The 23,958-nt window shown below is 42.0% G+C and carries 29 protein-coding genes; 13 read left to right on the forward strand and 16 right to left on the reverse strand.

The genetic code is table 11. The annotated features are described in order from the left end of the window. The first annotated feature begins 1 nt into the window (after position 1). Positions 2-1,420 carry a protein kinase domain-containing protein gene (locus DCO17_RS10175; protein WP_173956597.1) on the forward strand — a complete coding sequence of 473 codons (1,419 nt, stop codon included), beginning with the start codon at positions 2-4 and terminating at the stop codon, positions 1,418-1,420. A 1-nt stretch (position 1,421) separates the two neighbouring features. Here the strand turns inward: DCO17_RS10175 and DCO17_RS10180 are convergent, their stop codons facing one another. Together DCO17_RS10180 and DCO17_RS10185 are read right to left on the reverse strand one after the other, a co-directional pair. Next, complete coding sequence (locus DCO17_RS10180) at positions 1,422-2,033, reverse strand: carboxymuconolactone decarboxylase family protein (protein WP_254598771.1); 612 nt, start codon at positions 2,031-2,033, stop codon at positions 1,422-1,424. 41 nt (positions 2,034-2,074) lie between these two features. Beyond that, complete coding sequence (locus DCO17_RS10185; protein ID WP_173956599.1) at positions 2,075-3,403, reverse strand: dicarboxylate/amino acid:cation symporter; 1,329 nt, start codon at positions 3,401-3,403, stop codon at positions 2,075-2,077. Positions 3,404-3,502: 99 nt separating this feature from the next. Between DCO17_RS10185 and DCO17_RS10190 the strand changes: the two genes are divergently transcribed. Both DCO17_RS10190 and DCO17_RS10195 read left to right on the forward strand, forming a co-directional pair. Then, positions 3,503-4,240: a pseudouridine synthase gene (locus DCO17_RS10190; protein ID WP_173956794.1), complete on the forward strand. Its 738-nt coding sequence runs from the start codon at positions 3,503-3,505 to the stop codon at positions 4,238-4,240. 56 nt (positions 4,241-4,296) lie between these two features. Beyond that, on the forward strand, positions 4,297-5,925 hold the full coding sequence (locus DCO17_RS10195) for a peptide chain release factor 3 (protein ID WP_173956795.1): 1,629 nt from the start codon (positions 4,297-4,299) through the stop codon (positions 5,923-5,925). A gap of 19 nt (positions 5,926-5,944) precedes the next feature. Here the strand turns inward: DCO17_RS10195 and DCO17_RS10200 are convergent, their stop codons facing one another. From DCO17_RS10200 to DCO17_RS10210, 3 genes are read right to left on the reverse strand one after another with little or no spacing between them, the layout of a single operon-like run. Beyond that, a complete protein-coding gene (locus DCO17_RS10200) occupies positions 5,945-6,175 on the reverse strand; it encodes a hypothetical protein (protein ID WP_173956600.1) in 231 nt (76 codons plus the stop codon). Between the two features lie 2 nt (positions 6,176-6,177). Beyond that, on the reverse strand, positions 6,178-6,405 hold the full coding sequence (locus DCO17_RS10205; RefSeq protein ID WP_173956601.1) for a DUF2798 domain-containing protein: 228 nt from the start codon (positions 6,403-6,405) through the stop codon (positions 6,178-6,180). A gap of 14 nt (positions 6,406-6,419) precedes the next feature. Then, complete coding sequence (locus tag DCO17_RS10210) at positions 6,420-7,292, reverse strand: DMT family transporter (RefSeq protein WP_254598772.1); 873 nt, start codon at positions 7,290-7,292, stop codon at positions 6,420-6,422. Positions 7,293-7,367: 75 nt separating this feature from the next. Here DCO17_RS10210 and DCO17_RS10215 point away from each other — a divergent pair, with 75 nt between their 5' ends. The 4 genes from DCO17_RS10215 to DCO17_RS10230 are packed head-to-tail and all read left to right on the forward strand — an operon-like array spanning position 7,368 to position 9,723. Next, the gene (locus tag DCO17_RS10215) at positions 7,368-7,877 is read left to right on the forward strand and encodes an MOSC domain-containing protein (RefSeq protein WP_254598773.1); all 510 of its coding nucleotides are present in this window, start codon (positions 7,368-7,370) and stop codon (positions 7,875-7,877) included. After that, positions 7,874-8,269, forward strand: a complete 396-nt coding sequence (locus DCO17_RS10220) for a GNAT family N-acetyltransferase (protein ID WP_173956602.1) — start codon at positions 7,874-7,876, stop codon at positions 8,267-8,269. Before DCO17_RS10215 ends, DCO17_RS10220 begins: the two co-directional genes overlap by 4 nt. Position 8,270: 1 nt before the next feature. Beyond that, on the forward strand, positions 8,271-8,915 hold the full coding sequence (locus tag DCO17_RS10225) for a histidine phosphatase family protein (protein ID WP_173956603.1): 645 nt from the start codon (positions 8,271-8,273) through the stop codon (positions 8,913-8,915). 34 nt (positions 8,916-8,949) lie between these two features. After that, a complete protein-coding gene (locus tag DCO17_RS10230; protein WP_173956604.1) occupies positions 8,950-9,723 on the forward strand; it encodes a MipA/OmpV family protein in 774 nt (257 codons plus the stop codon). A 42-nt stretch (positions 9,724-9,765) separates the two neighbouring features. Here the strand turns inward: DCO17_RS10230 and DCO17_RS10235 are convergent, their stop codons facing one another. From DCO17_RS10235 to DCO17_RS10245, 3 genes are all read right to left on the reverse strand, one after another. After that, positions 9,766-10,014: a substrate-binding domain-containing protein gene (locus DCO17_RS10235; protein ID WP_254598774.1), complete on the reverse strand. Its 249-nt coding sequence runs from the start codon at positions 10,012-10,014 to the stop codon at positions 9,766-9,768. Beyond that, positions 10,001-10,156, reverse strand: a complete 156-nt coding sequence (locus DCO17_RS10240; protein WP_173956605.1) for a hypothetical protein — start codon at positions 10,154-10,156, stop codon at positions 10,001-10,003. The genes DCO17_RS10235 and DCO17_RS10240 overlap by 14 nt, the downstream gene beginning before the upstream one ends. A gap of 64 nt (positions 10,157-10,220) precedes the next feature. Continuing rightward, complete coding sequence (locus DCO17_RS10245) at positions 10,221-10,373, reverse strand: hypothetical protein (protein WP_173956606.1); 153 nt, start codon at positions 10,371-10,373, stop codon at positions 10,221-10,223. Positions 10,374-10,543: 170 nt separating this feature from the next. On the opposite strand from DCO17_RS10245, the gene DCO17_RS10250 reads away from it, so the two are divergent. Then, positions 10,544-11,035, forward strand: a complete 492-nt coding sequence (locus DCO17_RS10250) for a Dps family protein (protein WP_173956607.1) — start codon at positions 10,544-10,546, stop codon at positions 11,033-11,035. Between the two features lie 26 nt (positions 11,036-11,061). On the opposite strand, the gene DCO17_RS10255 is transcribed toward DCO17_RS10250, so the two are convergent. After that, the gene (locus tag DCO17_RS10255; RefSeq protein WP_173956608.1) at positions 11,062-11,610 is read right to left on the reverse strand and encodes a hypothetical protein; all 549 of its coding nucleotides are present in this window, start codon (positions 11,608-11,610) and stop codon (positions 11,062-11,064) included. Between the two features lie 94 nt (positions 11,611-11,704). Here DCO17_RS10255 and DCO17_RS10260 point away from each other — a divergent pair, with 94 nt between their 5' ends. Beyond that, positions 11,705-12,040: a helix-turn-helix domain-containing protein gene (locus DCO17_RS10260; protein ID WP_173956609.1), complete on the forward strand. Its 336-nt coding sequence runs from the start codon at positions 11,705-11,707 to the stop codon at positions 12,038-12,040. Between the two features lie 89 nt (positions 12,041-12,129). Here DCO17_RS10260 and DCO17_RS10265 read toward each other — a convergent pair whose 3' ends face one another. Further along, positions 12,130-12,528 (reverse strand): DUF1398 family protein, encoded by a 399-nt coding sequence (locus tag DCO17_RS10265; protein ID WP_173956610.1) that lies wholly within the window; start codon positions 12,526-12,528, stop codon positions 12,130-12,132. Positions 12,529-12,781: 253 nt separating this feature from the next. On the opposite strand from DCO17_RS10265, the gene DCO17_RS10270 reads away from it, so the two are divergent. Beyond that, positions 12,782-13,753: a dienelactone hydrolase family protein gene (locus tag DCO17_RS10270; protein ID WP_173956611.1), complete on the forward strand. Its 972-nt coding sequence runs from the start codon at positions 12,782-12,784 to the stop codon at positions 13,751-13,753. A 210-nt stretch (positions 13,754-13,963) separates the two neighbouring features. Here DCO17_RS10270 and DCO17_RS10275 read toward each other — a convergent pair whose 3' ends face one another. The 5 genes from DCO17_RS10275 to DCO17_RS10295 are packed head-to-tail and all read right to left on the reverse strand — an operon-like array spanning position 13,964 to position 21,124. Beyond that, positions 13,964-14,350 (reverse strand): hypothetical protein, encoded by a 387-nt coding sequence (locus DCO17_RS10275; RefSeq protein ID WP_173956612.1) that lies wholly within the window; start codon positions 14,348-14,350, stop codon positions 13,964-13,966. 5 nt (positions 14,351-14,355) lie between these two features. Then, positions 14,356-17,694, reverse strand: a complete 3,339-nt coding sequence (locus tag DCO17_RS10280; protein ID WP_173956613.1) for a DEAD/DEAH box helicase family protein — start codon at positions 17,692-17,694, stop codon at positions 14,356-14,358. 3 nt (positions 17,695-17,697) lie between these two features. Next, positions 17,698-18,804 carry a restriction endonuclease subunit S gene (locus tag DCO17_RS10285; RefSeq protein WP_173956614.1) on the reverse strand — a complete coding sequence of 369 codons (1,107 nt, stop codon included), beginning with the start codon at positions 18,802-18,804 and terminating at the stop codon, positions 17,698-17,700. Continuing rightward, complete coding sequence (locus DCO17_RS10290; RefSeq protein WP_173956615.1) at positions 18,801-20,339, reverse strand: class I SAM-dependent DNA methyltransferase; 1,539 nt, start codon at positions 20,337-20,339, stop codon at positions 18,801-18,803. Before DCO17_RS10290 ends, DCO17_RS10285 begins: the two co-directional genes overlap by 4 nt. Before the next feature lie 14 nt (positions 20,340-20,353). Next, positions 20,354-21,124: a hypothetical protein gene (locus tag DCO17_RS10295; protein WP_173956616.1), complete on the reverse strand. Its 771-nt coding sequence runs from the start codon at positions 21,122-21,124 to the stop codon at positions 20,354-20,356. Between the two features lie 110 nt (positions 21,125-21,234). Between DCO17_RS10295 and DCO17_RS10300 the strand changes: the two genes are divergently transcribed. The 3 genes from DCO17_RS10300 (at position 21,235) to DCO17_RS10310 (ending at position 23,293) form a co-directional block, all read left to right on the forward strand. Next, positions 21,235-22,122 (forward strand): hypothetical protein, encoded by an 888-nt coding sequence (locus DCO17_RS10300; RefSeq protein WP_173956617.1) that lies wholly within the window; start codon positions 21,235-21,237, stop codon positions 22,120-22,122. 256 nt (positions 22,123-22,378) lie between these two features. Further along, a complete protein-coding gene (locus DCO17_RS10305; protein ID WP_173956618.1) occupies positions 22,379-22,651 on the forward strand; it encodes a hypothetical protein in 273 nt (90 codons plus the stop codon). Between the two features lie 75 nt (positions 22,652-22,726). Continuing rightward, positions 22,727-23,293 (forward strand): hypothetical protein, encoded by a 567-nt coding sequence (locus DCO17_RS10310; RefSeq protein ID WP_173956619.1) that lies wholly within the window; start codon positions 22,727-22,729, stop codon positions 23,291-23,293. 12 nt (positions 23,294-23,305) lie between these two features. Here the strand turns inward: DCO17_RS10310 and DCO17_RS10315 are convergent, their stop codons facing one another. Beyond that, entirely contained in the window at positions 23,306-23,881 is a 576-nt protein-coding gene (locus tag DCO17_RS10315; RefSeq protein ID WP_173956798.1) for a tyrosine-type recombinase/integrase, read from the reverse strand. Positions 23,882-23,958 lie beyond the last annotated feature (77 nt).

The raw sequence follows: 23,958 nt of genomic DNA on the forward strand, positions 1-23,958 counted from the left end.
TATGCCGATTAATACAGAAATTGAAGCAGTAGACGATATTTTCCAAGAGGGCAAAGTTGTTGATGGCTTCGTTCTTGGACAAGAAGTTCATCGCGGCGGAATGGCGAGCCTATTCTCAGCAACCAAAGATGGAATTGACGTTCCTATTTTGCTCAAAATTCCAAGGGTTGGAAGAGACCAGCCCGTAGAAAGTCTGATTGGCTTTGAAACAGAGCTGACTATTTTGCGCTCCTTGAAAAGTCCTTATGTGCCTAAATTTTTAGGCGCAGGCAATATGGCAACTAGGCCCTATATTGCAATGGAAAGAGTGGAAGGCAGGCCACTTGAAGACTTAATTAAAGAGGGCAAAGAATTTACGATTGACGAAGTAGTGAAGATTGGTGCCGATCTTGCGCAAGCTGTCCAATCACTACACTCTCAAGATGCGATCCATCTAGATATCAAACCAGAAAATATTCTGATTGATGACAAAGGAAAATTGACGCTGATTGATTTTGGTCTTTCTCATCACGATCGTTTTCCAGATTTATTAGCCGAAGAAATGCGTAAAGGCGTTGGTTCCGCCCCTTATATTTCTCCAGAACAGGTGGCCGGCATACGCACAGACTCACGCAGCGATATCTATTCCATTGGCGCCATCATGTACGAATTGCTGACTGGCGAGCTTCCTTTTGGGAACCCCCAGACAATGACGGGGCTTAGAAGGCGCATGTGGGCAGAGCCCTTTCCACCACGCGCTATCCGCAGAGAAATTCCGCGCTGGCTTCAAGAGGTTGTGCTGCGTTGTCTAGAGCCTCGTGCGGCAGATCGCTATCAAAGTGCTGCTCGCTTACGCCAAATGCTACGCGATCCCGAAGGCGTCACACTGACTGAACGTGCTGATCGCGTAGAGCCGCCAAGCTTTTGGGAAAATCTCAAAGGAATGTTTAGAGCCGCCGGCTATGAGCCTTCCCCAAGCCCAAAACCCAGCATGGGAAACTATGACGCACCACTAATGATTGCGGCTATTGATACCCGTCAGTCTGATGAAAATTTGCGTGAAAGAATGCAAGGTACTGCGAAGAATTTATTGCAGGCCTATCCAGAGAGTCGTCTTGTTTGTATCAGTACGATTGCAAGTACACCAACTTATGAGGGAAAACACGAGAGTGAAACTGCAAGCGGCATTGTTCGCGGTCACTTGGTTCAACTGATGGAATGGGCAAAACCTCTAAAACTTCCACCAGAGCGAATTTCTTATCACGTACTTGAAGCCATGGATCCAGCTTCACGCATTGTCGAATTCGCAAAAGACAATGATGCTTCACTCATCTTGATTGGCGCATCACACAAACTGCCAAACAAGGTAACGCCTTGGCGAACCTCAATGACCAAGATTGTCGAAGAGGCCCCTTGTAGCGTTCATATTGTCAGAACTTAGCCTATTGTGGAAGACGTGGCAAGCGCTCTGCAGTCGCCGGAATTGGATGCCTTGCCATGTTCATCTCCATGGCTAAAAAGGTGTAGTAGCCTGCTATTCCCGCTAAATCAATAGCGCCTTTTTTACCAAATCGACTTTCTGTTTTCGCAAAGGTTGTATCAGAGACCTGCTTATTCTTTTGCAACTCCATAGTGAAGTTATAAACAATAGTCTCGTCTTCACTCATGCCTTCTGGACGCCTGCCCTCTTTTAAAGCTTGTGCAATTTCAGGCTTTAGGCCGGCTTTGATTGCGATTGGATAATGCACATACCATTCGTAATCTTGAGACCATTCACGCGCTGTAATTAAGATGGCAAACTCACTAAGATGACTATCAAAAGCGGAGTTATAGCGTAAATAGTCGCCCATGGCGCGTGCATTATTCATGAGCTGCGGGCTATACATCAACATCGCAAAAGGGCCCCATGGCGCCTTCTTGCGAGCTACTTCAAACTCCTGTGCAGCCCTTTGTTGTTCAACCGTATATTGCCCTAGAGGAATATCAGGAAGGCGAGTTTGCGCAAACGCACCACTCCAAAAAGAAAAAATAAATAGGGCTAATAAATATTTCAAGGAATGTCCTTTCTTGTTCATGACTCTATTGGCTATCTTTATCACTTCATTCTTTCTTGCTTCTGATCCAAGATGACCTCTGGCTCCTGCGCTTCTACCCAATTATCTTTATTGAGCACCTCTGTTAGCTGTCGACTATCTAGCTCCCCCGTCCACTTCGCAACCACAATAGTGGCCACACCATTTCCAACCAAGTTAGTTAGTGCACGAGCCTCTGACATAAATCGATCAATGCCAAGAATAATTGCCAAGCCTGCAACAGGCACATTACCCACCGCGGACAGTGTTGCTGCCAAAACGATGAAGCCACTACCCGTAATGCCTGCAGCACCTTTTGAAGTTAGCAACAAAACCAGCAATAAAGTAATTTGCTGCATGATTGTCATCGGGGTATCTGTTGCCTGAGCAATAAATACAGCGGCCATCGTCAAATAAATAGAAGTGCCATCTAAGTTAAATGAATAGCCCGTTGGAATCACCAAGCCCACGCAACTCTTTTTAGCGCCTAGGAGCTCCATTTTCTCCATCATGCGAGGCAACACTGACTCTGAAGAAGAGGTTCCTAACACAATTAACAACTCTTCTTTAATGTAACGAACAAACTTAAAAATACTGAAACCATTCAGACGCGCAATGATTCCCAGAACAACGAAGACAAATAGCAAGCAAGTTAAGTAAAAGGAGCCCATCAACTTACCCAAAGAGAATAATGAGCCCACGCCGTATTTACCAATCGTGAAAGCCATTGCACCAAACGCTCCAATGGGCGCGAATTTCATGATGATGCCAATGATGTCAAACAACACATGCGAGAACTTCTCAATCAAATCAAACACCAAAGTTCCGCGTCCACCAAATCGATGTAGCGCAAATCCAAACAAGACTGCAATAAAGAGCACTTGCAAAATTTCGCCTTTGGCAAAAGCGTCAACCGCCGTGCTTGGAATAATGTTGAGCAAAAACTCGGTAGTCGTGCCTATTTTTCCTGGGCCGGTATAAGCGGCGATTCCTTTGGTATCAAGAGTGCTTGGATCGATATTCATTCCGGCACCGGGTTGCAATACATTTACTACAACCAAGCCCACAATCAAGGCGATCGTACTTACGATCTCAAAGTACAAAAGTGCAATACCACCCGTCTTGCCAACCTTCTTCATATCCTCCATGCCGGCAATACCAACCACTACCGTACAAAAAATAATCGGGGCAATGAGCATCTTGATGCCTTTAATAAACGCATCGCCAAAAGGCTTCATCTCCGTTCCCAGGGAGGGATAAAAATGGCCAAGCAGAACCCCCAAAGCCACGGCAACAAGGACCTGAAAATAAAGAATTTTATAAATTGGTGGCTTCTTTAAGGTAACCGTCATCACTTTTCCTTTATTCACTGGACTGGAGGCTACTAGTGTAGCCAATACCAAATGCTGCCTCGCACCAATACTGATGCCTCTTTATCGGATAATGTAGCCATGGAAGAAAAAGTACGCGTCTCTAAATTACTCTCAGAACTTGGTCTTTGTTCTAGGCGAGAGGCTGACTCTTATATAGAGCAAGGACTCGTTACAGTCGATGGAGAAATTGTGAATGAACTTGGTGTTCGTGCATATCGCCATCAAAAAATTGAATTGCAATCTGGGGCTAAGGCACAGCAAGCTTCTCGAATTACCGTTATCCTGAACAAGCCAGTTGGATTTATTTCTCATTACGATGATGAGCAGGAATATCAGCCTGCTGCGTCATTAATTACGCCTGAAAATTTTTTCGCAAATCCACTCGATAAAAATCGTAGCCCACGCTTTAATACTAAAGGTCTTGCGCCTGCAGGCCGCTTAGATATTGACTCTACGGGCCTGCTTGTTCTGACCCAAGACGGTCGAATAGCCAAGTTATTAATCGGAGAAAATAGTCCGATTGAAAAAGAATATTTAGTGCGCGTGGAGGGCAGGCTTTCATATGAAGATTTAGATCGCTTAAAACATGGTCTATCGCTAGATGGTGTTGCACTCAAGCCAGCTCAAGTCAGTTGGCAAAATGAAGAGCAATTACGCTTTGTTTTACGAGAGGGCCGAAAACGTCAAATCCGCCGAATGTGTGAAATGGTCGGCCTAAGAGTGCTTGGGTTAAAACGTGTTCGCATGGGGCGTGTATCTTTGGGCCCTTTGCCCCCCGGCCAATGGCGCTATCTCAAGCCAGGAGAGCAATTCTAGAAGGGCTTGCCCGCTTATAATTGCCACCGAACTAGATTAATCAGCGCAGAATTACCATCGATACCAATACCTCCAGCACCCCCGCCGCAGAAGTACTGAGACGTCGCAGCTTTGCCATCATCTCTCACCCAGATGCGGGTAAAACTACGCTCACAGAAAAACTATTGCTTTATGCGGGTGCAATTCAGATCGCTGGAAGTGTTAAGGCCCGTAAAGCTAGTAGACACGCCACATCTGACTGGATGGAAATTGAGAAACAACGCGGCATCTCTGTAGCAAGTTCTGTAATGCAGATGGAATATCGCGACTGCATTATTAATCTCTTAGATACTCCAGGTCACCAAGACTTCTCTGAAGACACTTATCGCGTTCTCACTGCGGTTGACTCTGCTTTAATGGTTATTGACGCGGCAAATGGTGTGGAATCACAAACATTGCGCCTCTTAGAAGTCTGTCGCGCACGCAATACACCTATCGTTACCTTCATTAATAAAATGGATCGCGAAGTGAAGCCTCCAATGGAGTTAATGGATGAAATTGAATCAGCACTAGGCATCGAGGTTGTGCCATTTACTTGGCCAGTAGGCATGGGCAAATCTTTTGCTGGCGTAATTGATATCGCGAACAATCGTATGCGCATGTTCAAGGCTGGCGAAGATCGAGTAACCGAAGACTCACATGCAGTTATCGACATTAATGATCCGGCCCTGAAAGAGCGTCTTGGCGTTGATCTTGAAAATGCTTTGGGCGAGGTAGAACTTATTAAAGAAGCAATGCCTGCCTTTGATCGTGAAGCCTTCTTGGCAGGGCGCCAATCCCCAGTATTCTTTGGATCTGCAATCAATAACTTTGGTGTTCGAGAAATTCTGAACACTCTCGTTGAATTAGCGCCATCACCTGGTGGTCGCAAAGCATTGCAACGTGAAGTTAGCCCAGCAGAAAATAAATTCTCTGCAGTGGTTTTTAAGATTCAGGCAAATATGGATCCTGCGCACCGTGATCGCGTGGCTTTCTTACGGATCTGTTCGGGTCATTTTGAACGCGGCATGAAACTCAAAATCTGTCGCAACGGAAAAGAAGTGCGCACCAATAATGCACTCTCGTTTTTGTCACAAAGACGCGATATTTTGGACGAAGCATTTCCTGGTGACATTATTGGCTTGCCCAATCATGGACTACTTCGCTTGGGTGATACGCTAACGGAAGGCGAGCAACTGCAATTTACAGGACTACCTTTCTTTGCCCCGGAAATTTTCCGACTTGTTGAATCAGCCGACCCGTTACGATCAAAGCAATTGCGCACCGGCTTGATGCAGCTTGGTGAAGAAGGCGCTATTCAGGTATTTCGCCCTATGGCTGGCGGCACTATGTTGCTAGGCGCATTTGGTCAATTGCAATTTGAAGTTGTTAGCCATCGCTTGCAAACTGAATATGGCGCTGAAGTTCGCTTATTGCCTGCGCGCTATAGCCTTGCTCGCTGGGTTAGCTCTGATGATCCTGTAGCGCTCAAAAAATTTACCCAAGAAAATATTCATCGCATGGCAGAAGATGTTGTTGGTGCTTCAGTATTTCTGGCATCTCATAAGTCTGAACTAGACGTGGCACAACAACGCTGTGAATCAATTCAATTCCATGCATTAAGAGAGCACGCTGGTTTGATTTACCAATCTGATTTGGCTGGGTAATTAAAACGCTAAAGAAACATTAACGCACGGAATTGCAGGTGAAGACCGTTGCTAGGGATGAATCGCCACTTTTGTACTTAGCTACTTTGCCATACTGAGCGCAGTAGGCATTTGCTTTTTGAGTCAGTTGATCAACCGACTCGCCGTCTGCATTCAAAAAAGTGACATGGTTTGAATCTGATGCATCGGTGTATACCGGTGTACAAGCCACTAACGCAAGAACACCTATCACTAAGCCAACAGCCTTCATGCTTAGCCCTTTAGCTTTTCAAGAACTACTGCTGTAATTTTGGTTGCCAAAGGTCGATAAGCCAATATACAAACGATTGCGACAGGATATGCGACCAGCCATACCTCCAACCAAAGCCAAAAGAAATTCTCGACAGCGCCGATACGAACAAATGTTGTTGCAAGAGTGATGCTGGCGGACATTAAAAAGCCCATCACCAAAGCAAAAACAAAATTGGTAATATTGATCATGATTCAAATATAAATTAAGTGCGCTCGACCAGCATTCTTTTACTTAAGATCACCGTAGAAACCACCAAGAATGCGAACACCATATTCATTGCCGTCAAATAATCGCCCAATAAAATACTAGCGGCTACAAGAGTACAGAATGGCTGTATGAGCTGAACTTGACTGACTCTGGCAATTCCACCAATAGCAAGACCCTCGTACCAAAAGAAAAAGCCGAGAAACATTGAGAAAAGACTTAAGTAAATAAAGCTTGTCCAAGCAAGCGTATCAGCCCCCCAATACCCTAGCTCAAACAAATAGAAAGCAATGGTGGCGTTAATTGGGAGTGACACCACCAAAGCCCAAGAAATAACCGCACGTGGATTCATACGACGAGACAACTCTCCGCCCTCAACATATCCAATACAGGCGCAAATACCGCCAGCAACCAAGAGGCCATCAATATAGGTAAAACCTCCTGCGTTTTTTAACAATGCATAAACCACAACTAAAGCGGCGCCAAGCAAAGATACCAACCAAAAGCCAATTGAAGGGCGCTCTTTAAAGCGGATAACTCCAATTACGGTTGTAGCCAAAGGCATCATTCCCAGAATAACTGCGCCATGAGATGAAGATCCTTCTTTCATGGCCACAGTGGTGAATATTGGAAAACCAAAGACAACTCCAAGAGCAATAATGACGAACTTGATCCAGTCGGATTTTTGAGGCAAAGGTGCTTGTTTGTAAATTAAATAAGCCAAAGCAACCAAGCCGGCCAAAAGCGCTCTACCAAAAGCAATGAAATAAGGGTCAAAGCTTAGGACAGCGATCTTACTTACAGGCAAGGTCAGGCTAAAAATCAGAATGCCGATAAAGCCTATTAACATTCCCTTGCTTTCTTGATTCACTCTTGCCCCTTTTGATGTGTTTTAGTTCATTGTATTAATAAAGCATCGCTATTGGGCTGTAATATACAAACACTCATGAGTACAAGACTGCCCTATATTCAGGCCATTTATATTGCAGCGACTGCTGGTGCGCCGATGCAATCATTGCCCAAAGCAAAGATCACTCTAACGGGGATCGAAGGAGATCGATATGCCAACGGAAAAGGCGCCTACTCGAATACAACTCCCAGCAAAATACGACACCTTAGTCTTATCACTGAATCCGGAATCGTTATTGCCAATGAGTGGCTGATGGCTGGAGATGAACCGACCTTTGATGCCTCACAAACCCGCAGAAATATTGTCATTAGCAATATGAACGCGGAAGATCTTAATTCTCTTGTTGGAAAGACATTTACATTGGGATCCCTTGTTCTCAAGGGCACTGAATTGTGTGCGCCATGCCAAAGACCCGCTAAGCTCCTGAACAAATCAGACTTCATTAATGCATTTGAAGGGCGAGGCGGTTTAAGGGCAGAAATAATGAATGTCGGAGAAATTTCAGTGGGCGATATATTAAGCCTACAAATAAAGGATGCATCATGATTCAGTATCGAGACGACGCCAAAGTTACAGCCGAAGAAGCAATTGATTTGTATATTCGCTCAACACTGGGCGAGCGCAGACCGATTGATAACAAAGAAACTTTTGAGGCAATGCTAAAAAATGCCAATCTCACCATAACTGCTTGGGATCAAGGTAAGTTAATTGGAATTTCGCGATCACTTACTGATTTTGCATATGTTACTTATTTGGCTGACCTAGCAGTAGATCAAAAATATCAACGCATGGGAATTGGGAAAGAGCTTATCGCTCAAACTCAAAAACATCTAGGGCCCAGTTGCATGATTGTTTTGTTAGCGGCCCCCAAAGCAAATGAATACTATGAGCACATTGGCTTTGAACATAATCCCCGTGCCTGGACACTGAAAAATTAATATGAAAACAACTCGCTTTTGCCTAGTCCGTCATGGTGAAACCGATTGGAATGTTGCGCGTCGCCTTCAAGGCCACACCGACATTCCGCTAAACCAACACGGAATTGCTCAAGCAATACAAATGGCGAAGGCCCTTAAAGCAATTGATTTGCAATTTGATGTTTTGTATTCAAGCGATTTGCAACGTGCGGCCAATACAGCAGGCGCGATTGAAGAAAAATTTAGCGTCACAGCCATCATCGATCAACAATTACGCGAGCGTCATCTTGGCGCGCTTCAAGGACTCACTACGGAAGAAGGGCCCCAACTAAAACCAGATCTTTGGGCGATTCATTTAAGTCGCAATCTCGATCACACCCTAGAAGGCGGGGAAAGTATCAAACAATTTGCCAATCGCATTCATACTGCCTTGGAAAATATTCGAATGCAGTATGCGGGTAAAACCATTCTATTGGTGAGCCATGGGGGCGCACTAGACATGATGTATCGACTGGCCAGTAACCAATCTCTAGAGTCTGAAAAAGCGGTGGCGGTGCCCAATGCATCGCTAAACTGGATTAGCCATAACGGCTATTCTTGGCAAGTTGACAAATGGGCCGACACAAGCCATTTAGAAAATATAGCCCTAGATAATTTAGATCTTTAGGCCTCAAATGCCCTATGATGGTGGAATGAAATCCATGACAAAGCTCCTAGTCACTTTGGCAGTCACAATACTATCCATTTCAGCCTACGCTGTAGATTTAGAGCCCGTCGATGTACCCAATAGACTACCGGATCGCATTGTTGGTGATATTGGCGTCGCGGTCTACACCTCCAATATGCATATTGGCACAGAAGGCACACAATCTTTAGTGCTTCCTTATGCTTTTTTTGATTACAAACGATTCTTTGTGCGCATTGATGAGGTTGGAATTAAGACATTTGAGTTAGGCAATGGATATCTTGAGCTCATTGGAAAAATTGACTTGAATACCTATAAGGTCAAGTCTCCATTTAACGGCGCGTCCATTAATCGTAGCGACCCAATTCCTCTAGGCATTGGCACTTATCAAGAAACACCGATTGGTGGTTTTTTTGCGAATGCCTATCATGACTTTGGCAAATCTAAGGGCGCTCTTTATGAGCTTTTATATTTTGCGGAAGTAGAAACTTATAAAAATATCGTGCTGTATCCAGAGCTTGGAATTGAAAGACAGTCCAGCCAATACGCCAACTACTACTATGGCATGAATACTGGCGAAGCAAATGCAACAGGCTACAGCACCTATGTTGCACCTGCCACCAATAATTTGATAGCAGGCTTCATGCTAGAAATTCCAGTAGTAGATAACTGGTATGTGAATCTATATGGACGTCGCAAATGGTTGGGCAATGGCATTAATAACAGCCCTGTTATGAACCGTTCATTCCAAGACAATATTTTTGCCGCGCTAGCTTATCGGTTTAAATAAAAACTGCTCTTCAAAGCCTCAAATAATCTTTGTAAATTACATTTACCAAGGCAATGCTGGCAATACAGGCTTTAATCCTGCCTTCTGAATAGTGGGCGCAGCCTTAGGGGATGCCAGGAATGTAATGAGATCTCTAGAAGCATTTAGGCTTGCAACATTGCTAGTAATGCCTGCGGAGAATAAAACGGTTTGCTGAATCTCGGGAGGAATCTCTCCAATGAAATCAATTCCTGGGATTGGAATTAATTCACTGACCTGCTGAAAGCCCAGCTCGGCATCACCTCTTGCCACTACGGTGCACTAAAGCTTTTAAAGCTTCGGCAAATGCACCCGATGTAATTACTTGGATTTCTGCAGCAAATACTGATGTAGCACCAAGCAAGCCAATGGCGACAATCAAGACGATATGCTTAATGTAATTCAAAGGCTTCATTTTCTTTTTCTAAATTTTTATATCAAGGCAAACGCGATCATTTGCCTTCTACCGACTATTTGCATTACCTGCCTTGGCAAGCGACCGGCATTTCCCACAAAGGCTTTTCTTGACTGAAATCACAATTCACGCCCACTGGTGATGTTGTACTCGCAAGGCACCCGCTTAGACACAAAGCAGCTCCAGCAATCAACAAAATTGAAGCAAATCTTTTCATAATTTCTCCTTCATTAGCGCTACTCAAAATTTTTACCATCCCATCGTAAACGAATCTTTTCATATTATCGATTTTTCAGATCAATAAAATCGAAATAATTTGTTAGGCCAATAACAATTAATTTCTCCATAATGATTCTATGGTGTTAATCAATCAAAGGAGGCATAACCATGGCTACAAAACCAAGCAATACTGTAATTGACATTGGCATCAGCGAAAAAGATCGCAAAGCAATTGCCAAAGGTCTATCGGCACTTTTGGCTGATAGTTACTCTCTTTATCTTATGACGCACAACTTCCACTGGAACGTGAAGGGGCCGATGTTTAATACCCTTCACACCATGTTCATGGCTCAATATACGGAGCAATGGGCTGCACTTGATCTTATCGCCGAACGAATCAGGGCGCTTGGAGAGCCAGCGCCTGGAACATATAAGGAATTTGCCAAGCTGACCTCAATTGATGAGGTGCAGGGAACTCCAAAAGCGATGGAAATGGTGAGGCTTCTTGTAAAGGCACAAGAGGCAACGGCTAAGACTGCGCGCAAACTTTTTCCACTAGTAGAAAAAGCAAGTGATCAACCAACTGCTGACTTGTTAACTCAAAGACAAGATGTGCACGAGAAAACAGCCTGGATGTTGCGAAGCTTGCTAGAGGAGTAAAGCGCTCGGCACCCTACGGCCACTAGCTATTGGGTGCCGTCTCTATTAAGTCGTTGAATTTGACGCTGCAACCATTGGCTATGCTGAGCAAAATAGGTCAGCAAGCCGATCACCAGCATGTTCCCAAAGAAGCCACCCATCACAATGATCATGCTCTCGCGCATAAAATTGTCATAAGCATAGCTATGAATTACGAAAATCACATAGGTATAACTAAATCCATGGGCAATGCTAGCAAATAAAGCTAGGGTTACCACATCGCGGTATTTCAAATTGTGAAGATCTCGCGCAATACCTAGGCCCTTAAGTGTTAAATTCACCACGAGAACCAAAACAACACTTCCAACCGTAGCAACTGTCAGCCATGTATACCAAGGCTGCTCAGGTTGAAAAATCACCAGCCTGATAAATACTGCTAAACCAATACCTATTGCAGCCATCCAGCCAAAAATAAGAACCGAGAGGACTTTAATGCCTGCGGGAAGGTAAACAAAGTAACTAAGCTCAGGCCTATTCACAAGCACCGGAAAAGCTTTAACAACGTAAAGCGTGAAAAAATACAGGCAAAACGGCACTCCTATTTTTAGGAGGATAATGGGCGCTCGTATTTGATTTATTGAAGATATGGGCACAGACCCATCATACTTAAAAACAGGGGGCACTACTGAAATGACAAATTCTTACATACGCTTTTTGCATCTTGCGGATACGCTTATTAATCCCAATGAAAAGCCCTTGGATTCATTAAGCAAAGATATTCTTGAGCATATCAGCAAGCATATTGTTTTAAACAAAGGCAAGATTGTGATCGGCGACATTCTGGTGCTCAGCCAACTTGGATCTCAAGCAACCCTTCACAAAAGACTGCACGCCCTGGTTGATGACGGCTATCTAAAGCTCAAATCAACAAATGATGGCCGAGTCAAACAAATCGAGCTGACAAAAAAAGCCAATAAATATTTCGCTGGATTAAGCCAGGCCTTAGAGAAAGCAGTAAAAGCTTAAGAACTAACAAGGCAAAAGAAAAACCACCCGAAGGTGGTTTTGTATTTCTTGGTGGCTCGGTACGAAATCGACCCGAGCCAAAAAGGGTCTTATCCTTTTGGAAAATGCTCGACATGTACATCGCCGGCTCGCCCAAAATAACTCACATGCTTTCCGGCAATCCAAACCATGTATCCAGCACAGCCTGCTGACATGGTTAGCTTAAGAAACTCAGGATATCTAACTGTGTCGCTTTGAGCGCCGCGAATGGCTGAAACAATGGCCTCCTTATTAAATGAAGTCGGAATTTCAATTAAGGGCATTGTCATGGGAACAGAATATGCCTCATTACTGGACAAATAATAAGTGGTTGAATGATTGCGATAGTCCACAAAATAAGATTCAACGCTAGCCCCTATTAATCGGCTAAGAACTTCTGGAAAAGTTAACAATCCCGCGTGTGACTCATGGGCACATTTTTCAATTACTTCTTTTGTATTCGGATTCATTGGTTACCTCAAATAGATTAGGTAGATTATCTAACTCCACAAAAGAAAAACCCACCCGAAGGCGGTTTATAGATTCTTGGTGGCCCGGGGCGGAATAGACCGGGGCCGAAGATGCCTGACTCTGCTTCAGTACTGTTGTTTTAAACGACATCAACCTATCCAAACCTAAAAATCACCGCTGGGCATGATATGGGTTCTGCTAGTATTCCTAACAACAATCACTATTAATAAAAAATATCGGGGGACAACGATCATGAACTATTTGTTATTGGCTATATTGGCAATCGCATCTTTATGCGCACACGCTGGAACAGACATTGTTTATCCGCCAAGGTCTGAAATTTATTCCATTCCAAGTTTGACTATTTCAGATAAACAGTTTTTATTGGGAGATAAAAACGGCAAAGAGGTCACTGTAAATGGCATTCTTCGCTTCCCACCAAAACCAGTTGGCCAAAAAATTCCTGTCATTTTCTTAGTTCATGGCTCTAGTGGAATGGGCGCCAATATTGACTATTGGTCAAATCATTTTCTAAATGAAGGTTATGCCACATTCAGCATGGATGGTTTTACAGGGCGCGGCTTGACGGTTGTTGGCCCCAATCAAGCCCTATTGGGCAGGCTGAACCTGATCCTTGATAGCTATAAGGCCATGGAGATCCTAGCTAAGCACCCACGCCTAGACTCCAATAAGTTTGTCATGATGGGCTTTTCTAGAGGAGGCCAAGCAACGCTATTTGCCAGCGTAGATAGATTCAATAAATTATGGAATAAGAGCGGCACTGTTTTTGCGGCACATATTCCGTTTTATGCTGATTGCGTCACAAGCTACATTAGCGACACTAAAACTACTGGAAAGCCAATTCAACTTCATCACGGTATTACTGATGACTACAACCCTGTAGCGGCTTGTAAAGAATATGTGGGTAAATTAAAAGCGGCCAACCAAAATGTGGAACTTTTTGAATACGAGATTGGGCCCCATGCTTTTGACTCGCCATTAGGAGCAATACCGCCTGTAGTATCGAAGGACGCCCAAACTGTTAGATCTTGCGGGATTGTTGAGAAATCTCCAGGCAATCTAATTAACACCCAAACCAATCAAGAATTTAAATATACGGATGCTTGCGTGGAGCTAAATCCTCATGTTGGCAGGGATGATGATGCTACGCAGAAATCAACTGGAGTGATTGATACATTTCTAGCAAACTTGTTTAAAAACTAAAATAGAAAAACCACCCGAAGGTGGTTTTGATGTTTCTTGGTGGCCCGGGGCGGAATCGAACCACCGACACAAGGATTTTCAAGACATTTGGTAGCGTAAGAGCCTTATTTTATAAGTTTCAAATGTCTTTTTTGTGTTATGTGCGAAAGACTGTGTTAAGCACTAAACCCATATAATATAAGGATTTGCTGGTATTTTGTAGAGCTAAACTCAGTATATTTGTTTTACTAACTTCAAAACATCTTTAAATAGAGTCTTATTTTGTAACCTAATTTGATAGTCACCATTACCCCAATGCCCAATATTAGAAACATCTCGTAGCAATTTTTTGTCATCTTTTAAAGAGCCAATTTTTGCGTTAATGGTAACTTTAATGGCATTGGCTTGTATTTCAATGCTCAAAATATTTCGTTTGTTTTTATAAAAAACTTTTACGAATTTTGATTCAATTTCCTTTAATTCTTTAAATTCTTTATGCAGAGTGCTTACAAAGCTTTCATAAAGTTGTTGGCCTAAAGGGGGGCCATTAAGTGAAGCTCTAGATGAAACGGCCAGTATCTCGCTTGTGATTTTCTGAAAAACAATATTATCGCCCATCATTTTTAAGCAACTGCACGCAGCCTTACCTCGTTGATTGACGCGAATAATTGCTGAACTTTGTCTGAGGCAAAAATTCCTTCTGGTCCAGTGGGGGCCATATCTACAAATGGACTTTGATACAAACGGTCATCTTCCATTGCACCATTCTTTGTCAACTCATCCACAATTAAGTTTACAAACTCAATCTGTCTATTGGTTGCCGTGGAATCAGTCAAGAACACATTCATAGCCTCTGTTGCAGAGGCCTTATCCAATCCCACCAATGAGCGCACAAAAAGTCCTAGTCCATGCGCCTCTTGTTTAGCCTTGTCTATCAAACTGCTATCGCCACCAGCTTGCTCAAGCAAAATAGCCTCCAGTTCAGCCAAGTCTATAGCTGTGATTGGTAAATTACGACGCAACTTGTTAATGACTAACTTACTTTCATGTTGGCGTAGGAACTCTCTGGATTTAGTCTTAAATCGTTCATAGTCTAAGCCTCCCACCTTGATAGGCAAGGGAATCTCAACGCCTTCTCCAATGGTGTCACCAAAGTTGGTAAACACCAAGCTTCGCTTAGCTCTTTCAATCAGCTTGACCAAGCTTCGTAGTTGAATTCGCACATGCTCTAACATGCCCACAGTAACATCTTGCCACCAATCATCACTATTGAGAGATTGAATTAACTCCATCTGAGCTCTAATGGCTGGAATGCTTTCTTGCAACTCTAATGCTGTAGCAATTGCTTTGACATAGCTTTGTAAACGCTCAAAGCCTTTATCTCCACGCAATATACAGAGCTGCAATTTGATAATTGCTAAATCAAAGCGTTTAGCCTCTTCTTCTGTGTCAATTTTTTGTGAAGGCAAGTTAGCTAATTCAGTAACTGCCTCTGCAGCATCTACAGCACTCAGCGATTTCCAGCTTGCCACATTGCTAAACTTTTCTACAAATTTACGCTTAGGGCGCACAATAATATTTTCTAAGGTCATATTAGCCACCAAGTCATGCAAATAGGTAGCTGAATACTCTCTTAGGTCTTGCTCGTCTTTAGTGTTGGCATCTTTTCTTGCATCAAGCGTGGTTAGCACTTCAATACGATTTTTGAACAGCTGAGCATCCAAGCTTTCACTACTTGAGCCATCACTGGCTTCTGGATTTTCTTTGAAATACTCTAGATTCTGGCAATAATCCAAAATATAGAAAAATTTCTTATCTTCATTAGGCGCAAATAAGTCTTTGCAAAGTCTCGTGCCTCTACCTATCATCTGCCAAAATTTGGTTTTACTACGCACACGCTTAAAAAACACTAGATTAACCACCTCTGGCACATCAATACCAGTGTCAAGCATGTCTACGCTAATCGCTATGTGTGGTGCTTTGTCTTTATTAGAAAAATCGTCAATCAAACTTTGTGCATACTCAGTCTGATAGGTGATGACTCTAGCCATCTCTCCCTTGTATTGAGGGTAGTTGATATTGAAACGCTCTGCTATGAATTGAGCGTGCAAGTTATTTTTGGCAAAGATGATGGTTTTACCAATTCTGTCGCCACTAGCCACTTTTTGGCCTTTGGTCATCATGTGCTGAATAACTTGGTCTACAGTGTCTTGATTAAACAGCCACTGATTCATAGCAGCTGGGTCTACTTCATCTGGTGGACCATTCTCGCCCCATTCCAATTCATCCCACTGCTGTCGTTCATCTTCACTGAGCTCGTCATACCTAATGCCATCACGAGGAAAGTGCACTGGCACTGAAATAGCCCTAGGTGGCACAAGATAACCAGCAGAGATTGCATCATCTAGACTGTAGGCATAGGTTGGCACGCCATTTTGCATTTGAAAGAGGTTGTAGGTATTTCTGTCTACTTCATCTTTTGGTGTAGCAGTTAGGCCAACCAAGTAGCTGTCAAAGTAATTAAAAATTGCGCCATATTTGCTGTAGATACTACGATGTGCCTCATCCACAATAATCAAATCAAAAAAGCCAATACCAAACTTTTTAACAGTGGTATCTGTATTGTTGATTTGATTGAGCATAGTTTGGTAGGTGCTGACATAAACCCTACCTTGTGCATCTGTGCTATTGAGTAGATTAACCACTGGCACATTAGGTAAATGCTTGCCAAACTCTCTACTAGCTTGCTTGACTAGAGAAACCCTATCTGCCAAGAACAATGCACGCTTGACCCATCCAGCACGCATGAGCAAATCAACCAAAGCAATCACAGTCCTAGTCTTGCCACTACCAGTAGCCATGACCACTAGGCTGCGTCTTTGATTGTGTTGCTCAATGGCTTCTGTAATGCTGCGTATAGCTTGGTGTTGATAACTGCGCTCAACAATAGCCTTATCAATCTCTATCTTAGCAAGGCTTTGACGACTTGAACGACGCTGCATGAGCAATTCAAGTTCATCTTTTTTATGAAAACCTTCTACTGGTCTTGGTGCTGAAGAAGTGTCATCCCAAAACCAATGTTCATATCCATTGGTGTAATAAATGACTGGACGACGACCAAACTTGGCCTCTAAACAATCTGCATAAAGCTTAGCTTGTTGTTGACCCACCCTAGCATCTCTTCTGGTCTTTTTAGCCTCTACAACTGCTAGAGGCTTGCCATCATCCCCCCACAAGACATAATCCACAAAACCAATACCTTGATTATTGGGCATGCCAGCTACTTCATATTCTCTATCTTCCTTTTTATCTAATGCCCAGCTAGCTTCATTTAGCAGCAAGTCAATAAAGTAGTCGCGAGTCTGCTCTTCGTTATAGTTATGGGTATCTGGCGTTTGCTGATTGGCAGCCTTGGCCTTGGCAAACTCAATACGCAAAGCTTCTAGCTCTTGCTTGAGCGCGTCCTTTTCTGTTTGCTCATTTCTTAGCTTATCTTCAACACTGCGCAACTGTTCAGCACTAATTGCATCTTGCTTTTTAGCTACTGGAATTAGTCTTTCATCAAACTGCAAACTAGAGTCTGGTCTTGCTTTATCTCCATAAGTTCTAGCCAACCAATAGGCAATATGAAACAACTCTTGAATAGCTGTATATGCCTCAGCTTGCTTAGCAGCCTTCCCATGAGCAGCACGATTACCAATGGACATAATGACTGTGGCTTTAGTAAAGATGTTTTCACTGGCGTTGGCACGAAAACAAGGGTCATGCACTCTAGCGCCTAGGCTAGGCTCATAGCTCTTGTAATTGGGGTCATATCTATAAAGCCAATCTACAATCTGCTCCAGCGTCATGCGTGCATACCAACATGCAGCACGAGTATCTGAGTTTAGATAACCTTCTGCTTTGGTTGCGCTATCACAGATAGAGAACCATTCTTTTTGTAGGAAGGCGAAGTTGCTCATTGACTATAGCTGTCCATAGAATGCTTGATTTTGAAGTGAGATAAAAAGCTTGGATTGCTTGCTTAACCCTTCATTTAATTTAACCTTAATTGTTCCTATTCTGTTCATTAAATTACAAAATTTTTCTTGTAAATCTAAAGGTGGTAATGGAATAGGAAAGTTTCTCATTGATTTCAGTGAAACATTTTTTATGGTGCTACCAGTTGCCATATTCAATGCGTAATCCATAAAATATTGACTCTCAAGCAAATGAAATAGGTAAGTTTTGTTGATTAATGATTCCTTCACATTGAAATAACAAGCACTTTTACCAAGAATGATTTTTTCGTCGTTATAAAACGCCACTTTACCAAGAGTGCCATTAATTGAAACAATCATCGTTGTATTGTTCAGCTCTCTTTTGTGTTTAGTGAACTCATCAAAATCAACTTTTTTTGTGGAGGAATTGGTCTTGATTACGCCATGATGTAGATTATTTCCATTGATAAAGTAATAGTCTCCATCATCATTATATTTTGGGGTTCCATGCAAACCATCACCCAGCTTTGATACTAATTCACTAAGTTTTTTATATTCCCACTTAAATGGGTTAAATTTTGGCTCGCCAAACATCTCAATAAAAATACTCTTCGCCACTTTATCTAACTTCTCAATTGCCAATTTACGCTTACGCTTAATAAGCTCAGCCTTTTCCAGAATTGCTGCAATACGCTGCTGCTCTGCAAGTGGTGGAAGTGGTATTGGAGCATCAGTTAAGTTGGCCAGCTTGATATACTTTATAACCCCACCTATTGCTAAAGTCCTTAATTCATTGACATATTCATTCAAAAAAAGATAAAGGTATTTTGGCAATAAAATCTTTTCATCCAAACTTTCAATTACATAAGTTCTCTGATATGCATTGAACTTTCCCTCATAGTATTTGACATTTAAGTCTCCATTTCCAGCTACCAAAATAGCCTTACAGTCAAATGCTGGGGTGTTAATACTCAAAGGTTCAACTGCGCATGTAAAGAATGGATAAAGTCCATTTTCATCTGAAGCATTAGCATCAAGTTTGCCAGTCCTAACTCTAGCAAGTTCACCCAATTTTATAGTTTGCCAAGTCACTTAAGCATTCCTTCAAGCTCAGTAACTTCAGCTTGTATCTCAATTTCAAGTTGCTTTAATTCTGCAATCAACTGTATTGGCGATACATACTCCACATACTCATGCACTACTTCCTTGTATTTGTTCAAGTTTAAATCGTAGTCGTTGGCAATTAAGTCTGCTTTATCTACTACAAAACTCTGCGCCGTTTTTGGATTATTGCGCTCTTCACCATTACGCTGATGCCACCTTGCTAATATATCTGGCAAATTATTTTTCTCATGCTCATTAACTGTTAATTTTTGCTTTGGTGATGCGCCAAGCTTATCTTCATCTAACAAAGGCTGACGCTGTGCATTTAAACTCCAGCCATCTGCTAGCATGTCATAAAACCAGACTGAATCTGTTCCACCACTGTTGGTCTTGGTGAAAAGTAAAATTGCAGTGCTAACACCAGCATAAGGCTGAAACACTCCACTAGGTAAAGAAATCACAGCTTCTAGTTTTTGCTCCTCAACCAACATGCGCCTAATTTCTTTATGAGCTTTGCTGTTTCCAAACAGCACTCCATCTGGCACCACTACTGCAGCACGCCCACCAGGTTTTAGCAACTTCAAGAACAAAGCCATGAATAGCAATTCTGTTTTCTTGGTGTTCACCACTGCCAGCAAATCCTTCGCTGCATTTGCAATATTGATGCTGCCAGCAAAAGGTGGGTTTGCCAGAATGAGGCTATATTTTTCTTCCTCAACTGCGTAGTCTTGGCTTAGTGAATCACGATAGGTAATAACTGGGTTTTCTACGCCATGTAATAACATGTTCATACTGCCAATACGCAGCATGGTGTTATCAAAGTCATAGCCATGAAACATAGAGTTATGAAAGTGTTCACGACTCTTGGTATCAGCCATTATTTCTGGATGCGTTTCACGCAAGTATTCACTGGCATTAACTAAAAAACCACAAGTGCCACTAGCTGGGTCACAAATGGTGTCCTTAGCCGTTGGAGCTGTCAGCTCCACCATCAATCTAATAATGTGTCTTGGCGTTCTAAATTGTCCATTTTGCCCAGCGCTAGCCAATTTGCCCAACATGTATTCATACAAGTCACCCTTGGTATCTCTATCTTCCATAGGGATTTGGTCAAGCAGCTCAATGGCTGTTGTAAGTAGCAAAGGTGTAGGGATGGTAAAACGAGCGCCTTGCATCTGCTTGCTATAGGTGCTGCCATCACCACCAATATCTCTCAAAAATGGGAACACATGGTCATTGACTACATTGAACATATCTTGTGGTGACATGTTTTTTAGTCTGCTCCAACGCATGTCCTCATACTTGCAGTTCTTACTATCTGCGCCTTCTGGAAAAAATCGTTTCTCCATAGGCTTGCCTAGTCTGGCGCTTTTATTTTCTTCTAAGGTTTGCAAGTCATCCAATCTGCGCAAAAATAACAAATAGGTAATTTGCTCAATGATTTCCAGTGGGTTTGAAATACCACCAGTCCAAAAGCTGTTCCAAACCTTATCAACTTGACTCTTTAATTCACCAGTTAGCATCTTTATCTTTTCTCTTATTTTTCATTGCTTGGAAATGCTGTTGAGGCAGCTGCTTTGATAAAACCTTCAGCTCGTTTGTAATGCCTTTTTGCCAATATAGTCAGCACCCTTCTATGGTCACTGGTAAATTGGGTTTTTTGCCCTACCTTCAAACCTTCTGCAGCATCTAACTTGGCCATAATGGCTATATCAGCCCAAGGTATTTTTTGTCCACCTTGCGCAACTTGTAAATTTGACTGCTGTTTAAGCTTATAAACATTGTAAGCACTGGTAAAGGCTACAGTGCTCCATTTACGACCCAACTTATAAGGTGCCTCACTGGGTTGAATGGCTTGTCCTTTTTTTGCCTTGGGAACTAATTTGTCTATGACTTGGGCAAATCGTCTTTTGATACCCACATTAGTCCAATCCAAAGGAATGACTAAGTTAATAGCCTCCTTGCTGCCAAAAGGCACTAAGTCTTCATAGCTTTGTGCAATGGTCATGCTGTAGCTAGTCACTGGCTCTGCAAACAAATGACTGTGTGCTTTCCACCAAGACTTGAAATCTAAGTCTTTGACATTGCCAAAATCCTTTACCAGTTGTTTTGGAACTTTTGACCTTTTACTAGCAAGAGCCTTGGCATATTCGTCGTTTAGCTGCAAGAACTTAAACCACCAATAAAAAGGACTGCTAAGGATGGTTTTAGGGGGGTTAGATTCACTATACAAACCCTTGCCAAACACTGGATATTTGCGTGTGGCAAAGGCACGAGATTGCGTGGTGATTTTGGTGTCTTTTTGCATATAAACATGCTAACACTATGATTTTCTCAAATCAACACAGTGTTAATAAAAATCACAAAAAGACACACTAATAATTCAGCAATTTTGCTGTTTTTTATAAAGGAATTAGCATGCAACAACTTACACAAAATACCACTCCCATTTCAGCGCCTAAAGCTCTTATTAGTGCCAAGCAGTCAAACGAGGCTGAAATTAGGGCTTTTATGACTCAAGGAGAATTCTTGGCAATCAAGCATGAGAATTATGTAGCGCAATATGTGGCCAAAGCCAATGAAGACTTATATTTTCTATTGGGCGAAATACTGTCTTTTGCAGAAGGTATATTGGCCACTAAAAATGTAGGGCAAATTATTAAAGAAATGCGTAGTGAGCTGACTTACACACACAAGATTAAAACGCAGAAGAACAGCACAGATTTAAACATCATCGTTCGTTTTGTTACACGCACCAGCAGAAAAAATGCGCTTATCTATTCACAAGTGCTGGCCAAGGCTTTGAGTCTAAATATTAAAAGCGCTGAATTACCTCAATACATCAAGGCCAATGGTGGTATCAATAAATTACGAGAAAAATCAAATAATTCGCTCACAAGTGACCAAGCTAATAAGTTGGCTAACTTACAGACTTACTATGCCAATAAACTATTAGAAGCTCGCGCTGTCTCAAGTCCATATGCCACTTTTGAAATTGATAAGGCACGCACAAGTGAGCTACATGACATTGCCCAATATGGCGATTATGTTTATATGGTGTGTAAAAAGAATGGACTTGGAAAATTTACTGTGATTGATGCTGTGGCTATGGACAAGGATTTAGAGGCAAGAATATTGCAACGCTACTTTGACTATGAACAGCATGCGCTTAAAGGCCATGTGGGTAGCACCAGTGTTGAGGCCTATCTGATGACAAAGTTTGAAGAAACCATTGAGGCTGACAATGAACAGCGCGCCAAACATGGCGCGCCATTATTGGATAAATTTGCTTGTGTGGTTGATTAGATTTTTATCTTTCCCCATACCAAAGCCACTTACGAGTGGTTTTTTTTATGCGTTACTGCAGTAACGCTTACTCCATCACTTCACCATCCCAAGTTTCCCAAACAACCATCTCATGATTAGGGAACACACTTTGCTTTTACTCAATAAAAAGCTATCACTTTGATTATTTTACAAAGTGTATTTTGTCGTAAATTCACTTTTTTGTTATCCTACTTGTATAGCAAATTCGCTATGTTTAATACAAAGGAATTAAAAAATGAGTAAAGCAAAAAAGCAGTTAGACACAGTAGATAAATTGGCAGCAATCGTTTTTGCTCCACAGCAAAATGGTGCTGACTATTACAAGCGTGTTGTTGAAATCATTGATTTCATTGACTCGTATTTTTGTATCAATATTTGCCCAGAAGATGCTGGAGAAATGACTTTGAATGAGCTTAAAGCAAAGCTGCAACCCAAAATTGAGTTTTACAGCAAGTTTTTTGCTACAGATAAAGTTGGGGTTTTTGAAATGGCAGCAGAAGCAAATTGAGTCAACTACGAAGGGAAATATATCTTTTGTATTTCCCTTCCTTCATCTTAAATTTTGTTTACTAAGGAAACTAACATGTATAAAGCAACTAGAGAACTAATAAAAGCAAGACAACCATTCACAAATTATGTTGTAGAGGTAGTTAAGGTAAAGCAAGTTGGTGGATTAAAACCAAACAATTGCCTCAACAATGCGCACTCTCTCTTAAGCAGAAAAAATGGGATAAAAATTGTAAGTGGTTGGTTTATTGAACCATATGACCCTCTTAACTACATTCACAAAGGAGTGGAGATTATCCAGCACTGGTGGAATGTTGATGCGTCTGGTCAACATTTTGATACCACATTAAGCAATCACATTGGCGAGTATGTTGTTGATATGGAAATTGCTGAATATGCAAGGGAGCATTATGACGATATTGAATCTACTGTAGCGTCTTCATTGCTATTTACAAACAATGAATTTATGAAAGTTAACTTGGATGATGATGAAATATTTTTGTCAGATATCCCAAGCTTAGATACAGAGAATTTATATCTTCCATGTAATGAAGCAGCAAACAGCAATAAACATTCAATTACATTGTTGGACTATTGTCTGACGAGATACCAAAACCAAAATATTATTAAGGAGGCTGCTTAATGCTAATAAGCATTAAGCAAGCTCTACGGCCTTACGCTTCATATCATCATTTACATCTATGTAGCACTGCGTAGTTGAGATGCTTTTATGGCCAGCTAAACTTGCCAACACTCTTACGCCAATTCCCTTATTGGCTAAATTAGTGATAAAAGTTCTGCGCCCACTATGTGAGCTTGCACCATCTACACCACTGCGCTTGTAAAGATAGTGAAAAAACTGAGTAAGCGTATTTGCTGTAAATCCATCGCTATCTGCCTTTTGGCTATAAAAGAACTTGCAATTGATATTTTGAGGCGTGTATATAGTTGCGTAAGCTGCCAATTCTTTTTTTAATTTCTCATTTACGAACACTGTTCTTGCCTCATTTGTCTTTGTGTTTTCAGCTAATAGGCGTATTTCATTTCTTATGTTGCCCTCGCTATCAACGACATCCTTAAATCTTAGGCTTGCTAATTCTCCAACCCTAACGCCACTTAAAAATGTAGTCATTAGTAATGCCCTATTGCGTGCACTGTGCTTGCGTGATGCGATGTAATCAAGAACTTTGCGTATTTCTGTTTGTGAAAGTGTTTTAGCTTGCTTAGCCATTGCCTTTTTCCCTAAATATAACTTTGCAATAGCTAAATTTTGTTTTCTTTGTTTGTTTTCTGCGACCTCTTTTTGCC

The sequence above is a fragment of the Polynucleobacter tropicus genome (genome assembly GCF_013307225.1).
Taxonomy (GTDB): Bacteria; Pseudomonadota; Gammaproteobacteria; order Burkholderiales; family Burkholderiaceae; genus Polynucleobacter; species Polynucleobacter tropicus.

Bases quoted from the DNA above. Each gene is read 5' to 3' on its own strand.
- DCO17_RS10280 (WP_173956613.1), bottom strand. From the start codon at position 17,694: ATGAGCAACTTCGCCTTCCTACAAAAAGAATGGTTCTCTATCTGTGAT.
- DCO17_RS10315 (WP_173956798.1), bottom strand. From the start codon at position 23,881: ATGGCTAAGCAAGCTAAAACACTTTCACAAACAGAAATACGCAAAGTT.
- DCO17_RS10270 (WP_173956611.1), top strand. From the start codon at position 12,782: ATGAACTATTTGTTATTGGCTATATTGGCAATCGCATCTTTATGCGCA.
- DCO17_RS10185 (WP_173956599.1), bottom strand. From the start codon at position 3,403: ATGACGGTTACCTTAAAGAAGCCACCAATTTATAAAATTCTTTATTTT.
- DCO17_RS10205 (WP_173956601.1), bottom strand. From the start codon at position 6,405: ATGATCAATATTACCAATTTTGTTTTTGCTTTGGTGATGGGCTTTTTA.
- DCO17_RS10190 (WP_173956794.1), top strand. From the start codon at position 3,503: ATGGAAGAAAAAGTACGCGTCTCTAAATTACTCTCAGAACTTGGTCTT.
- DCO17_RS10230 (WP_173956604.1), top strand. From the start codon at position 8,950: ATGACAAAGCTCCTAGTCACTTTGGCAGTCACAATACTATCCATTTCA.
- DCO17_RS10225 (WP_173956603.1), top strand. From the start codon at position 8,271: ATGAAAACAACTCGCTTTTGCCTAGTCCGTCATGGTGAAACCGATTGG.
- DCO17_RS10290 (WP_173956615.1), bottom strand. From the start codon at position 20,339: ATGCTAACTGGTGAATTAAAGAGTCAAGTTGATAAGGTTTGGAACAGC.
- DCO17_RS10215 (WP_254598773.1), top strand. From the start codon at position 7,368: ATGAGTACAAGACTGCCCTATATTCAGGCCATTTATATTGCAGCGACT.
- DCO17_RS10250 (WP_173956607.1), top strand. From the start codon at position 10,544: ATGGCTACAAAACCAAGCAATACTGTAATTGACATTGGCATCAGCGAA.
- DCO17_RS10175 (WP_173956597.1), top strand. From the start codon at position 2: ATGCCGATTAATACAGAAATTGAAGCAGTAGACGATATTTTCCAAGAG.
- DCO17_RS10245 (WP_173956606.1), bottom strand. From the start codon at position 10,373: ATGAAAAGATTTGCTTCAATTTTGTTGATTGCTGGAGCTGCTTTGTGT.
- DCO17_RS10200 (WP_173956600.1), bottom strand. From the start codon at position 6,175: ATGAAGGCTGTTGGCTTAGTGATAGGTGTTCTTGCGTTAGTGGCTTGT.
- DCO17_RS10265 (WP_173956610.1), bottom strand. From the start codon at position 12,528: ATGAATCCGAATACAAAAGAAGTAATTGAAAAATGTGCCCATGAGTCA.
- DCO17_RS10275 (WP_173956612.1), bottom strand. From the start codon at position 14,350: ATGGGCGATAATATTGTTTTTCAGAAAATCACAAGCGAGATACTGGCC.
- DCO17_RS10310 (WP_173956619.1), top strand. From the start codon at position 22,727: ATGTATAAAGCAACTAGAGAACTAATAAAAGCAAGACAACCATTCACA.
- DCO17_RS10260 (WP_173956609.1), top strand. From the start codon at position 11,705: ATGACAAATTCTTACATACGCTTTTTGCATCTTGCGGATACGCTTATT.
- DCO17_RS10305 (WP_173956618.1), top strand. From the start codon at position 22,379: ATGAGTAAAGCAAAAAAGCAGTTAGACACAGTAGATAAATTGGCAGCA.
- DCO17_RS10300 (WP_173956617.1), top strand. From the start codon at position 21,235: ATGCAACAACTTACACAAAATACCACTCCCATTTCAGCGCCTAAAGCT.
- DCO17_RS10295 (WP_173956616.1), bottom strand. From the start codon at position 21,124: ATGCAAAAAGACACCAAAATCACCACGCAATCTCGTGCCTTTGCCACA.
- DCO17_RS10240 (WP_173956605.1), bottom strand. From the start codon at position 10,156: ATGAAGCCTTTGAATTACATTAAGCATATCGTCTTGATTGTCGCCATT.
- DCO17_RS10220 (WP_173956602.1), top strand. From the start codon at position 7,874: ATGATTCAGTATCGAGACGACGCCAAAGTTACAGCCGAAGAAGCAATT.